Annotated in this window: 10 protein-coding genes; 8 read left to right on the forward strand and 2 right to left on the reverse strand. The window is 37.3% G+C overall.

Features of this window, described 5'->3' with window-relative positions:
* Positions 1-17: 17 nt before the first annotated feature.
* From QKW49_RS00945 to QKW49_RS00970, 6 genes are all read left to right on the forward strand, one after another.
* Positions 18-797 carry an SDR family oxidoreductase gene (locus tag QKW49_RS00945; RefSeq protein WP_282865724.1) on the forward strand — a complete coding sequence of 260 codons (780 nt, stop codon included), beginning with the start codon at positions 18-20 and terminating at the stop codon, positions 795-797.
* Between the two features lie 259 nt (positions 798-1,056).
* Positions 1,057-2,142: a TRAP transporter substrate-binding protein gene (locus QKW49_RS00950; RefSeq protein WP_282865725.1), complete on the forward strand. Its 1,086-nt coding sequence runs from the start codon at positions 1,057-1,059 to the stop codon at positions 2,140-2,142.
* A gap of 277 nt (positions 2,143-2,419) precedes the next feature.
* Positions 2,420-3,121, forward strand: a complete 702-nt coding sequence (locus QKW49_RS00955; RefSeq protein WP_282865726.1) for a FadR/GntR family transcriptional regulator — start codon at positions 2,420-2,422, stop codon at positions 3,119-3,121.
* 534 nt (positions 3,122-3,655) lie between these two features.
* Positions 3,656-4,165 carry a TRAP transporter small permease gene (locus tag QKW49_RS00960; RefSeq protein WP_282865722.1) on the forward strand — a complete coding sequence of 170 codons (510 nt, stop codon included), beginning with the start codon at positions 3,656-3,658 and terminating at the stop codon, positions 4,163-4,165.
* Positions 4,159-5,436: a TRAP transporter large permease gene (locus QKW49_RS00965; RefSeq protein WP_282865727.1), complete on the forward strand. Its 1,278-nt coding sequence runs from the start codon at positions 4,159-4,161 to the stop codon at positions 5,434-5,436. Before QKW49_RS00960 ends, QKW49_RS00965 begins: the two co-directional genes overlap by 7 nt.
* A 96-nt stretch (positions 5,437-5,532) precedes the next feature.
* Positions 5,533-6,618 carry a TRAP transporter substrate-binding protein gene (locus tag QKW49_RS00970; protein ID WP_282865728.1) on the forward strand — a complete coding sequence of 362 codons (1,086 nt, stop codon included), beginning with the start codon at positions 5,533-5,535 and terminating at the stop codon, positions 6,616-6,618.
* 54 nt (positions 6,619-6,672) lie between these two features.
* Here the strand turns inward: QKW49_RS00970 and QKW49_RS00975 are convergent, their stop codons facing one another.
* Positions 6,673-7,398: an HAD family hydrolase gene (locus QKW49_RS00975; protein ID WP_282865729.1), complete on the reverse strand. Its 726-nt coding sequence runs from the start codon at positions 7,396-7,398 to the stop codon at positions 6,673-6,675.
* 144 nt (positions 7,399-7,542) lie between these two features.
* Between QKW49_RS00975 and QKW49_RS00980 the strand changes: the two genes are divergently transcribed.
* Complete coding sequence (locus QKW49_RS00980; protein ID WP_282865730.1) at positions 7,543-8,457, forward strand: RluA family pseudouridine synthase; 915 nt, start codon at positions 7,543-7,545, stop codon at positions 8,455-8,457.
* Positions 8,458-8,515: 58 nt separating this feature from the next.
* Positions 8,516-10,963: a beta-propeller domain-containing protein gene (locus QKW49_RS00985; protein ID WP_282865731.1), complete on the forward strand. Its 2,448-nt coding sequence runs from the start codon at positions 8,516-8,518 to the stop codon at positions 10,961-10,963.
* Between the two features lie 199 nt (positions 10,964-11,162).
* Here QKW49_RS00985 and QKW49_RS00990 read toward each other — a convergent pair whose 3' ends face one another.
* Positions 11,163-12,098, reverse strand: coding sequence for a hypothetical protein (locus tag QKW49_RS00990; protein WP_282865732.1), 936 nt, complete (start codon positions 12,096-12,098; stop codon positions 11,163-11,165).
* Between the last annotated feature and the right edge of the window lie 549 nt (positions 12,099-12,647).

The raw sequence follows: 12,647 nt of genomic DNA on the forward strand, positions 1-12,647 counted from the left end.
ACTAGGAAGGCGATAAAATGAAAAATTTAGAAGGAAAAATCGCAATTGTGACAGGCGGAGCCAAAGGTTTAGGCAAAGCAATGGCTAAGAGGTTGTTGGAAGAAGGAGTAACTGTAGTTATTGCTGATATTCTTGAGGATGAAATGAAAAATACAGTTGAAGAATTTAAATCTCAGGGATATGAAGCTGATTATTTTTTAGTTAATTTAGAGAGTGTCCAACAAATAAGCAATATGATGGACTATGTTGTAAAAAAATACGGAACATTAGATATTTTGGTAAACAATGCGGGTATTCAAATTAGAAAATGGGCTGTAGATTTCGAAGAAGCGGAATGGGATAAATTAATGGGAATTAATCTAAAAGCACTTTATTTCGCTTCTACTGCAGCTGCAAAGGTGATGATTCCAAAGGGAAAAGGAGTTATTGTATGTATTTCATCCGCAAACTCAACGGAGTATACAAGCAAGAGGTCCTTGTACAATATCTCAAAAGCGGCAGTAAATGGATTGGTAGGAACACTAGGTGTCGAATGGGCAAGATTTGGTATCAGAATTAACGCCGTAGCTCCTGGATATGTTGCTACTGATATGGTAAAACAAGGAATCACAGAAGGAATTATCAATATTGATGAGATATTGACCATCGTACCTGGCAAAAGACTTCTGGAAACTGAAGAAATAGCAAATGCGGTTTGTTTCTTAGCGTCAGATGATTCAAGCGGAATGGTAGGGCAAACATTATTTGTAGATGGTGGCTGGAGTAAAAACGGACTGCCTGAAAAGAAAGATTTATGAAGTAATATAATGAAGATGGTATATGACACCTGATGAATTTATTACCTATGGTCCGGTAAACAGAACAGCAACACAATTTATTGAAAGTGGTTGGAATCTGCTAATCAAATATTAATATTGTTAAATAGATCCAGGGCAATTGGAAAATGGGCAGCCACATAGAGAAAATAATTAAGAATTTCAGGCTGAAAAGCCATGAAATATAATGGGTGCAGACTTTGTATCTATTAAAAACAAAATTTTAAGGAGGAACTCATTTATGAAGAAAAAAGTAGTTAGTCTGGTATTAGTATCAATGATGACCGCATCCTTGTTTACAGGTTGCTTGTCTTCCAAGCAGGCACCGGCCACTAAGGAAGAACCGAAGCAAGAGGCAAAACAGGAAGCAAAACAAGAACAAAAGGCAGAAGTGAAAAAGGACGCTAAGATCATCAAAATCAGCAATGGTATCAATGAGCAGCATCCTGCGTATCTTGGCAGTAAGGAATTTGAAAGAATAGTGGAAGAAAAGACAGATGGCAGATATGACATACAAGTATACGCGAATGCCCAGTTGGGTGATGATGTAAAGGCAACGCAGGATGTAAAGATGGGTACATTGGAAATGGTGGTAACATCCGCTTCTCCATTAACCGGTATGGCTAAGGAATTCATGGTATTTGACCTTCCGTTTATCGTACCGAATACAAAAGCTGCCGATGCGATCTTTGATGGTCCTGTAGGTAAGAAAATCGGAGATACTCTGGACTCAAAAGGAATACACTTGCTGGCATATTATGAAAATGGATTCAGAAACTTGACCAACAGTGCAAAAGAAGTAAAAAGCCCTGAAGATGTAAAAGGGTTAAAAATCAGAACGATGGAAAATCCTATTCACTTAGCAGCATGGAAAGCGATGGGAGCAAACCCGACTCCAATGCCGTTTAGCGAAGTGTTTACCGCTATGCAGCAGCATACAATTGATGGACAGGAAAACCCGGTTCCTACTATCAACTTAAATAAATTCTATGAAGTACAGAAGTATATGACTATGACAGGTCATGTATATGGACCTCATATCATGCTGATCAGCGGAAAGCTTTGGGAATCTCTTTCCGATGAAGACAAAAAAATCTTTGAAGAAGCAGCGCAGGAATCTGCTAAGCTTAACAGAGCAAAGAACAGAGAAATGTCCGAGAGCATGGTTGCTGACTTGAAAGCAGCAGGTATGACCGTTACTGAATTAACACCGGAGCAACAAAAAGCATTCCAGGATGCCGTTCAGCCGGTATATACACAATTTGAAAATGAAATCGGTAAAGAACTTATTGCAGAATTCAAAGCTGCTATAGAAGCTGCGAAATAATAGTCTTGATAACTTGATTTTTATATACTAACCAACCGCAACATGCGGTTGGTTAGTATATTTTGTTAGACAAACACTTGAATAATCTGTGAGTATAACATATAATACTATTTGAAATGGCGAACACTTATTCAATGATTAAGGAAGAAACGTTATTGTAATGTATATAGAACTTTAAAATAGTAATATGAATTATCGCCGAGGGAGTTGTCTTTTCGTAAACAGCGGACACGGGGAACTGTTCTTTAATAGAATTCGGAATGGGATGAAAAAGGGTATGAAACCAATAAAAAAAAGTAATATAAGCCAACAAGTTTTTGAAAGGATAAGGGATCAGATTATAAAAGGTGTGTGGAAGCCGGGCGAAAAAATTCCGTCGGAAAATGAGTTATCAAGTATTCTGGATGTCAGTCGTATTTCAATCAGGGCTGCATTGCAGAAGCTGATTACTTTAGGGTTGCTTGAGGCAAGACAAGGAGAAGGGACATACGTTAAAGAATTAGACCCGGCTATTTATATGAATTCTTTAATACCGATCATGGCATTAAATGGTAAGCAATCTATTCTAATGATGGAGTTCAGGCAGGCAATAGAGATAGAAACAGCTGGATTAGCAGCCGATAAGGCAACAGATGAAGATATTGAAAAGCTTGAAAAGATATATAAAAAAATGGAGCTATATAAAGATGATGGAGAGCCGTTCTGTAATGAAGATTTGAATTTTCATGTTGCGTTAGCAGAAATGACAGGAAATCCTTTTATTATACAGGTTTTTTATATTATAAAAGATATATTCGGTGCGACGATTGTTGATATCTATTGCCATCGAGGCGAGTTTCACGGTTTGTATTATCATAAGAAAATTTTAGAGGCGATCAAAAAGAAGGATCGCAATCTGACTAGGGAAATTATGGAAGAACATATTCTGGATTCCATTGAGTCGTTAATGAATAGTGAAAAAAATAGCAAAGTGAATTAAAATGCAAAAAATAATTGAGAAATGGTGCTGTAATAGAGAAAGTCGAAGATGCGACGGTCTCTTTTTTATGTTATGGTAAGCGAAACATTATCACAATGATTTGTTACGTGTAATGATGTTATTATTGAAATAATATATAGCGGATGAAAGTGGTGCATAATATCAAGAGGTTTAATAATCAACAATAAGAAGCAGAAGAAAAAAACTCAGTTTTTTCTTCTGCTTCTTATTTGGCATTAGGTAGGAATTATAATCATAATATAACGGGATTATGTTCTGCTTAATGAAAAAATAATACGTATTTTACAAAATGCATTGAGACATAGCTGTAGCGTATGTATAGCAAAACTTGTAATACATGTTATTGGGTGATGCTAGGAATATGCGGAATTATATATGTATGAATATATAAAACCATGGAAAATATAAGCAAAATGAACAAATTAAATAAACATATTGACAACAAATTATTTAATATGTATAATAAACTTGTAATACAGAATTGACGGGGATAAATTAAAGGGAGGCAATTTGATGAAGAAAAGTGAGGGTAGCTTCGATAAGCTATATAAAGGGTTGGAAAAAACCGCAGTATTTACAACCTGCTTAATGCTTTCGGCAATGGTTGTGGTAGTTTTTATGAATGTCATATTCCGTTACTTTTTAAATGCATCCATCGCATGGACGGAGGAAGTCTCAAGATTTATGTTTATCTGGCTAGTGTTTTTAGGTGCGAATCTGGCATATATCAAAGACGAACATTTGGGGCTGGATGTATTGATTAATGCTGTTCCGAAACCTGTAGCCAAGTTGATACAGATCGTAGCAGATATTCTGGTGTTGTATGGAATCTTTTTGGTGATCAAAGGCGGATACAATATTATGATGTCCAGTTGGGATTGGAAGTCTCCGGCGATTGCACTGCCCTATGCATATGTTTATATGATTGTACCTATATCCGGAACTGTGTTTTTCCTTCAAGCAGCGTTTAAATTGATCAAGCATATCAAATTTTTATTCAGTAAGGAGGAAGCCACATGTTAATAGCATTTCTAGTTGCTTTATTCGGTTTTATTTTACTTAATGTACCTATTGCGTTCAGTCTTATTCTGACGACGGTAGTGTTAATGATGTTCATGGACAGCGTTTCTGCTGAAATTATTACCCAAAGTATTGTAAGAGGTATTGACAGCTTTGCGTTGATGGCTATTCCGTTTTTCGTGCTGGCAGGAGAAATTATGAATGTGGGAGGAATATCCAAGCGGATCGTATTTTTCGCCAAGGCCCTTGTGGGACATGTCACAGGTGGTTTGGGCTATGTAACCGTTTTGGCAAGTATGCTGTTTGCCGGTGTATCCGGTTCTGCCATCGCAGATACAACCGCCATTGGGTCTATATTACTTCCGATCATGGAACAGGAAGGATATGACAAGAAAAAAAGTACTGCATTAATTGTTTCGGCAGGAACCATCGGTCCCATTATACCCCCAAGTATTCCGATGATTATCTTTGGTGTTATCGGTGGGGTATCCATTGTTAAGCTGTTTCTGGGTGGCATTATCCCTGGTGTGTTAATAGGGTTAGGGCTTATGGTGGTATGGTATTTCCATGCTAAGAAAAAAGGATATAGATCTGACCACAAATCCTCCATGAAGGAAGTATGGGCGAGTACAAAAAACGCTTTTTGGGCGATTCTTTTACCGGTCATTATCATGGGAGGAATCCTATCAGGAGTATTCACTCCGACAGAGGCAGCCGTAGTTGCAGTAGTATATGCTCTGTTTGTAGGATTTTTCGGATACAAAGAATTAAAACTACATCATTTACCTGAGATTTTGATTACCTCATCAAAAAGTACGGCAGTGGTTATGCTGGTTTGCGGTGCTGCCACTGCGGCAGGATATATGATTACGACAGCCCAGGTACCTCAGTTGCTGGCACATACATTGCTGTCCATATCCGATAATATAATGATCGTCATGCTTTTAATCAACATCTTGCTGCTGTTGGTAGGGTGTGTAATGGATTTGACTCCGGCTTTGCTGATTATGGGGCCTATCTTATTGCCTATCGTTGTCGATTTCGGCCTGGATCCGATATATTTTGGAGTGGTAATGGTCGTAAATCTTTGTATAGGACTTATTACGCCTCCGGTAGGAAACGTACTGTTTGTGGGATGCGGATTATCAAAATTATCCATGAAGGATTTAACACCGCCGGTATTGGGATTCATTGCTGTGATGATATCGGTACTCTTGCTGATCACGTATGTGCCGGATCTTATTACTTTCATTCCTTATGCTGTAAGTCAATAATTTGTACAAGTGATTATTATAAAGAGATAAAAAATCTCTTTTGATAATAAGGGTGTTAAATTAAACTAAAAACAATTTTTAAGGAGGAGTTCATTTATGAAGAAAAAAGTAGTTAGTCTGGTATTAGCATCACTGATGACCATGTCCTTGTTTACAGGTTGCTTGTCTTCCAAGCAGGCACCGGCCACTAAGGAAGAACCGAAGCAAGAGGCAAAACAGGAAGCAAAACAAGAACAAAAGGCAGAAGTGAAAAAGGACGCTAAGATCATCAAAATCAGCAATGGTATCAATGAGCAGCATCCTGCGTATCTTGGCAGTAAGGAATTTGAAAGAATAGTGGAAGAAAAGACAGATGGCAGATATGACATACAAGTATACGCGAATGCCCAGTTGGGTGATGATGTAAAGGCAACGCAGGATGTAAAGATGGGTACATTGGAAATGGTGGTAACATCCGCTTCTCCATTAACCGGTATGGCTAAGGAATTCATGGTATTTGACCTTCCGTTTATCGTACCGAATACAAAAGCTGCCGATGCGATCTTTGATGGTCCTGTAGGTAAGAAAATCGGAGATACTCTGGACTCAAAAGGAATACACTTGCTGGCATATTATGAAAATGGATTCAGAAACTTGACCAACAGTGCAAAAGAAGTAAAAAGCCCTGAAGATGTAAAAGGGTTAAAAATCAGAACGATGGAAAATCCTATTCACTTAGCAGCATGGAAAGCGATGGGAGCAAACCCGACTCCAATGCCGTTTAGCGAAGTGTTTACCGCTATGCAGCAGCATACAATTGATGGACAGGAAAACCCGGTTCCTACTATCAACTTAAATAAATTCTATGAAGTACAGAAGTATATGACTATGACAGGTCATGTATATGGACCTCATATCATGCTGATCAGCGGAAAGCTTTGGGAATCTCTTTCCGATGAAGACAAAAAAATCTTTGAAGAAGCAGCGCAGGAATCTGCTAAGCTTAACAGAGCAAAGAACAGAGAAATGTCCGAGAGCATGGTTGCTGACTTGAAAGCAGCAGGTATGACCGTTACTGAATTAACACCGGAACAACAAAAAGCATTCCAGGATGCAGTTCAACCGGTATATACACAATTTGAAAATGAAATCGGTAAAGAACTTATCGCAGAATTCAAAGCTGCTATAGAAGCTGCGAAATAGATCTATTTAAAACTTTAAAAGGAGAAAGTCCGTCATAGGACAATCTCCTTTTATTCATGTTAAGGTATCAGATACCGGATCCAAACCGCACACATAATCATAAAATTCCTGATAAGTCCCTTTATAATCAGTTATAAAATCGTTTTTAGACCTGTGGATCATATTATCTGTAATCAGATATGTTTTAACCCCTAATTTAGAAGCAATAAGATCTTCCTGTACATCGTTACCTACCATGATGCACTGCTCAGGAGATTTTTTTATTTCATTTAATATTTCTTCATAGTATTTTATTTGCGGCTTGCAGTAATGATTATTTTCATAGGATGTGATATATGTAAAATCTTTAGGATCAAGTCCCGCCCATACAATTCTATGCAAGATCGCTTTTTTAGGAAATAGGGGATTGGTTGCAACTACAAGCTCATAGCTTTTTTCTTTTAAGATGCTAATACATTCTTTAATCAGCGGCATGCTTTGAACAGAGGCTTTCACATTTAAAAACTCATGATCATAAAACGCATCGAAACGGCTCTGGTAAGTTTCGATATTCCCATCTATAAGGGAAGAGAACTTATCCATGAAAACCTCTTCATTTGTCCGATAATCGGTATTAGTGACCATGGCTTCGGTTGATTCCCAAATGTACTTATACAATACCTCCGGTGAAATCATATCACTAAAACATTTTCCAAGTTCATCAAAATATAATTTCATAAACCGGTCCATGTCCAGAGGAAGAAGCGTTCCGTCCAAGTCAAATAAAAATGTATTTATCATAGGTAACCTCCAGAAATTTTAATTATTACAAATATTATCATATGGTGAATATTATAACATGTACTTGCTAAACTTTCAAAACTAATTCATAATGTAAAAGGTTATATTATGAATACATACGATATGATAAGGATGTGGGCATGATTGAATAGAATACTTGAACTTAAAATAGAAGAAGATATGGCCGAAAAAAGCATTAAACAAATATTAACCGGTTATTATAAAATGTCAACAAGATTCATCAATAGATTGAAACTTACCAAAGGAATTACGCTCAATGGCCGAGTAGTCAATGTTACTGCCATCGTCCAACAAGATGATATAATGATGATTACCATGCCTATTGAGTTTTCTGAGAATATCGTTCCAACGCCCATGGATATAAAAATACAATATGAAGATGAAGATATTATGGTGGTTGATAAACCGCCGGAGATGCCGGTGCATCCCAGTCAAGGAAATTTCAGCAATACGCTGGCCAATGGGGTTGTGTATTACTGGCAGCAGAAAGAACAGATTTTTATGTATCGTCCGGTGAATCGACTTGATAAAGGCACCTCAGGTCTGATGACCATCGCAAAAAATCAATATGCCCACCAGCAGTTAGCGGACCAGATTATTAGCAAAGAGCTGAAAAGAAAATATATTGCCGTTGCCCATGGATACATCCATCAAGATGAAGGGAAGATCGACCTTCCTATTGCGAGAGAGGAAGGGAGTACTATTAAGAGGATGATCAGTGCTGAAGGCCGGCAGGCGGTCACATATTATAAAGTAGTGAACAGAATAAATCATTTTACTGTCGTTGAATTAACTTTAAAAACAGGCAGGACGCATCAAATAAGGGTACATTTGAGTCATATGGGATACCCCCTTGTTGGAGACTGGCTGTATGGCAAAGAAGAGCCGGAGCTAATTAATCGTCAGGCATTACATTCCTATTATCTCGAATTCACCCACCCTGTAAGCAAGATTCCTATGAGATTTACTTCAGAGATCCCGGAAGACATGAAAAAACTGGTAGGCAATCATATAAATACTATGGAACAAAAAGAATAGAATCAATGTCTAATCATTTATAAGCGCTTAAATATTATGTAATAAAGTGGGTGGAGAAATGAAAAAGATCAGTATTATCATATGCGTACTGCTGATAGTGGCTGCGGTGATTTCAACTCAACAAATCAATGTAGGGTTTTCCATGACCGATGGTAGCAGTACTGCTATCAATGCTGACAACAAAAGCAATAGTCTGGAAGAAATCATTAGGGAAAGAATAAGCGACGCTATTGTACTGTACATAGGAAGTCCCAAAGCAAATATAAATAATCAGCTTAAAGATATCGATACGGCCAATCCGGAAGTATATCCTATGGTGAAAGAAGGAAGGGCGCTTGTGCCGGTACGGTTTATTTCAGAGAGCCTGAGTGCCAATGTAGACTGGAATGAAAACACTTCAGAAATCAAAATATCTTTAGGCAGCAAGGATATACGGATGATATTGGGAAGTAAAATTATGAAAGTGAATGATAAAACCATTTTGCTGGAAGTTCCTGCAGAGGAAGCGAATGGAAGGACGCTCGTACCCCTAAGGGCATTGGCGGAAGCGTTGGATAAGAAAGTGTTTTACGATAGAGGATTGATTGTAATCAGTGACCGTGAAAAACTTTTTGACGTAAATACCGATAAAGCATTGTTAGACAAGATCATTGCCAGGGTAAATGTACTGCCTGCTGTAGGAAGCTATGAAAAATTGACAAGCCTGATAGAAGAGGCGAAAAACCACAGTGGATATAGACATGGTGAAATGGAGGTTAGTACCGCTGTGGCACTGGATACATTGACAGGAGCCGCTCCTGAAGCAAAGAAAGAAGCTGCGCCGGTATCCGGTTCAAAGACATCGGATTACTCCACTACCAATATTCAGGTGCAGGGTGTGGACGAAGCAGATATTGTGAAAACCGACGGAGAATATATCTATCAAGTGAACAAGCAGCGTATTGTAGTGGCGAAGGCTTATCCTGCAGACCAATTAAATGTTGTCAGTACCATTGCCTATGGTGATCAGAATTTTAATCCTATAGAGCTATACCTTGACGATAAACACCTGGTAGTGATTGGTTCTGCATACGATAAAAATATATCAGATTATCCTGCCGCAGCTAAAAAGAAAGCTTCGATCATCAGACCTGATGTTGAGCATACTGTAAAAGCCATCATATATGATATTTCAGATAAAGAAAATATCCGCAGTATTCGTGAAGTGGAACTGGATGGCCAATATGTGACGTCCCGAAAAATAGGTACGGCACTATACTTCATCACAAACAAGTATCTTAACTATTACTATATTCAGCAGCAGCCGGAAAAAAGTACGCCCCGGTATCGCGACACTGCCATTGGCAATAGCTACATTAACGTAGATTATAAAGATATTCAGTATATTCCAAAGTTTGAGAATCCGAATTATTTGATCATTGCCGGTCTGAATTTAGATAAGTCTGACGAAAAAATAAAAGTTTCAACTTACTTGGGTGTCAGTAAAAATGTATATGTTTCCAATGATAACATGTATATTGGGGTCACTTCCTATAATACTGAGAAGGATGATATGATTAGACCCTATGTCTATCAGCAGTTAAATACACTTGTTTATAAGTTCTCTTTAAATGATGGCAGTATCACTTATCTAAGCAAGGGAGAAGTCCCCGGAACGGTATTGAATCAATTCTCAATGGATGAAAGTAAAGACTATTTCAGGATTGCGACCACAAAAGGGGATGAGTGGAGAAATGATGAATATACTTCCAAAAATAATGTATATGTACTTGATGAGACATTAAATATTGTCGGGAAGCTTGAAGATGTCGCTCCCGGCGAAAAGATTTATTCTGTGAGATTTATGGGCGACAGGGCGTACGTCGTGACGTTTAAAAAGGTCGATCCGCTCTTTGTAATAGACTTGAAAAATCCAAAGAAGCCGTCGATCCTGGGGGCTTTGAAAATCCCGGGGTACAGTGATTATTTACATCCCTATGATGAAAACCATATCATTGGTTTCGGAAAAGATACGGTAGAATTATCTACCGGGGCGTTTTATCAGGGATTAAAAATGGCACTTTTTGATGTTAGTGATGTAAACAATCCTAAAGAAAAGTTTGCTGAATATATAGGGGATCGGGGAACAGACTCAGAATTGCTGAGAAATCATAAAGCATTGCTGTTCTCAAAAGAAAAGAACTTGCTTGCATTTCCCGTTACTCTAAAAGAGGCAAGAGATACGAGTGAGGGTAAGCACCAAGGATTTCCTCAATATGGTGAATTTACTTTTCAAGGTGCTTATATTTACAATATAGGTATTGAGAACGGATTCCGTTTAAAAGGAAGGATTACGCACTTGACAGAAGAAGACTACCTGAAGTCAGGTAATTATTGGTATAATAGCGAACGCAACGTGGAAAGAATCCTGTATATTGATGATATCATCTATACTTTATCTAAAGGAATGATTAAAGCAAATAATATGAGTGATTTAAAAGAAAAAAAAGCTGTGATTATTCAATAACACTCTTAAAAATAAGCCGACTTTCATAGGGGGTGCCTGATAATGCAATAAAAAAGATGATCTGGGATTTGATTTATATATCCTGGGTCATCTGATATCTGTATAAGAAAAAGCCGCAGGTTTTTTCTTATACCTACGACTTTTTCACAATGTTCCAAGGGCACTTTTCCAGTGGTCCACTGTTTTGTGGCCTATATTTTTATCTGCAAGAATTCGGATTCTTAAATACATCTTCTGCGCCTGCAAAATCTTCTCTTTGAGGTGGGAAGAATTCATCAGTAGGAAATCTAATTCTTTCGAACAATTCACAAGGATTATCTTCCGTAGCCGCAATACATTCTCTTTCCGGAATACAGAAATCAAATGCCGGAATAAGAAGTTGAACATTTCTTTCAAGCTTGATAATAGTAAACAATCCTAGTGAAACAAAAACTCTTTTTCTCTCTACTCCAGCTGCTAGTTCATCATCGAAGCAATTGGAAACACTTTCAGGTACTCCTGCCAAGTCGAATTCATCTGTCTCAAACAATCTGTCGGTAATATCAACTAATTTTGCTGCCAGACAAATTGGGTCAACAACTTCAACCTTAGCTTTTGGAAGGTTGGTTTTTGAACAAAGCTGCGGATCAAAAGCATCTTCTTTGAATTTAGATTCAAATATTCTTGCTTTTCCTTCAGAGCCGAAGAGTATAACGGTCTTGTCAAAAGTTGCCACGCCTTCTACAGGTGTAGGTGCTCCAACACCTGTAAATACATCTAATGTAATTCTGAAGAAGAATTTCACACTTACAGTAAAGAAACCCCTATTAAAAGGTACGGCCTCTACATCCGGGAAAACCCAAATAACTTCAGATTTTCTACATTTAACGTTAATAGCTCTATCAACAATTTCCTGACCACGTCTGGTTAAAAATACTCTTAAGTTTTCCAGGCAATCTTTTTCTCTACATGAATCATAAACTTTATCTGTTTGTATGCATACAGCTTCTCTAATTGCAGGTGATCCTTGAATCGGACCTGGTCTAAGTCTTTCTCTTGATTGTGGAGGTGTGCCTAGGACTAGGTCAGGTATAAATCTTTCTCCTGTTTCTGGAGGTGTGCCTAGCACTGGACCCGGTCTAAGTCTTTCCTTCATAATATTCTACTCTCCTTATAAATGTTAATTGTTAATATAGATATTCATCTATATCAACATAATATTACGATGGTAAACCTGATGTGACTTTTATGATCAATAAATATAAAAGTTTTCTTTTGGAATGAACAGAGTATTAGTATATATCTTATGGGGACGGAAAAACCATTCCTTTACCTATTATTCCATTACCATAAAGGATAAAAAATATGAAAAATAGGATCTTATGACATAATATTGTCCGGATGCGTTACGTATCGGATAAATTGTACAAAAAAAATATCTAACGAATAGTTATCATTGACAATAAATAATATAAATGATAACATATAAACATCATATGTTATATGATTATATGTTAAATGTTTATAAGCGTTCTGGATTTAATGAAAAAGTTTTGACTGATTCTTAGTGCGAAAAGAAGGGATTGTAGGGCTGTCATTCATGAAAAATGGTTAGCTCATTCTATAAAATTAATAATTGACACATAAATTTATTTATGCTAATATTAATATATAAAACATATGACGTTTAATGTATGATGATATT

The organism is Petroclostridium sp. X23 (genome assembly GCF_030013905.1).
Taxonomy (GTDB): domain Bacteria; phylum Bacillota; class Clostridia; order SK-Y3; family SK-Y3; genus X23.

What these genes read in the sequence shown, in the direction of transcription:
- QKW49_RS00945 (WP_282865724.1), top strand. Translation starts at nt 18, where the DNA reads ATGAAAAATTTAGAAGGAAAAATCGCAATTGTGACAGGCGGAGCCAAA.
- QKW49_RS00950 (WP_282865725.1), top strand. Translation starts at nt 1,057, where the DNA reads ATGAAGAAAAAAGTAGTTAGTCTGGTATTAGTATCAATGATGACCGCA.
- QKW49_RS00955 (WP_282865726.1), top strand. Translation starts at nt 2,420, where the DNA reads ATGAAACCAATAAAAAAAAGTAATATAAGCCAACAAGTTTTTGAAAGG.
- QKW49_RS00960 (WP_282865722.1), top strand. Translation starts at nt 3,656, where the DNA reads ATGAAGAAAAGTGAGGGTAGCTTCGATAAGCTATATAAAGGGTTGGAA.
- QKW49_RS00965 (WP_282865727.1), top strand. Translation starts at nt 4,159, where the DNA reads ATGTTAATAGCATTTCTAGTTGCTTTATTCGGTTTTATTTTACTTAAT.
- QKW49_RS00970 (WP_282865728.1), top strand. Translation starts at nt 5,533, where the DNA reads ATGAAGAAAAAAGTAGTTAGTCTGGTATTAGCATCACTGATGACCATG.
- QKW49_RS00975 (WP_282865729.1), bottom strand. Translation starts at nt 7,398, where the DNA reads ATGATAAATACATTTTTATTTGACTTGGACGGAACGCTTCTTCCTCTG.
- QKW49_RS00985 (WP_282865731.1), top strand. Translation starts at nt 8,516, where the DNA reads ATGAAAAAGATCAGTATTATCATATGCGTACTGCTGATAGTGGCTGCG.
- QKW49_RS00990 (WP_282865732.1), bottom strand. Translation starts at nt 12,098, where the DNA reads ATGAAGGAAAGACTTAGACCGGGTCCAGTGCTAGGCACACCTCCAGAA.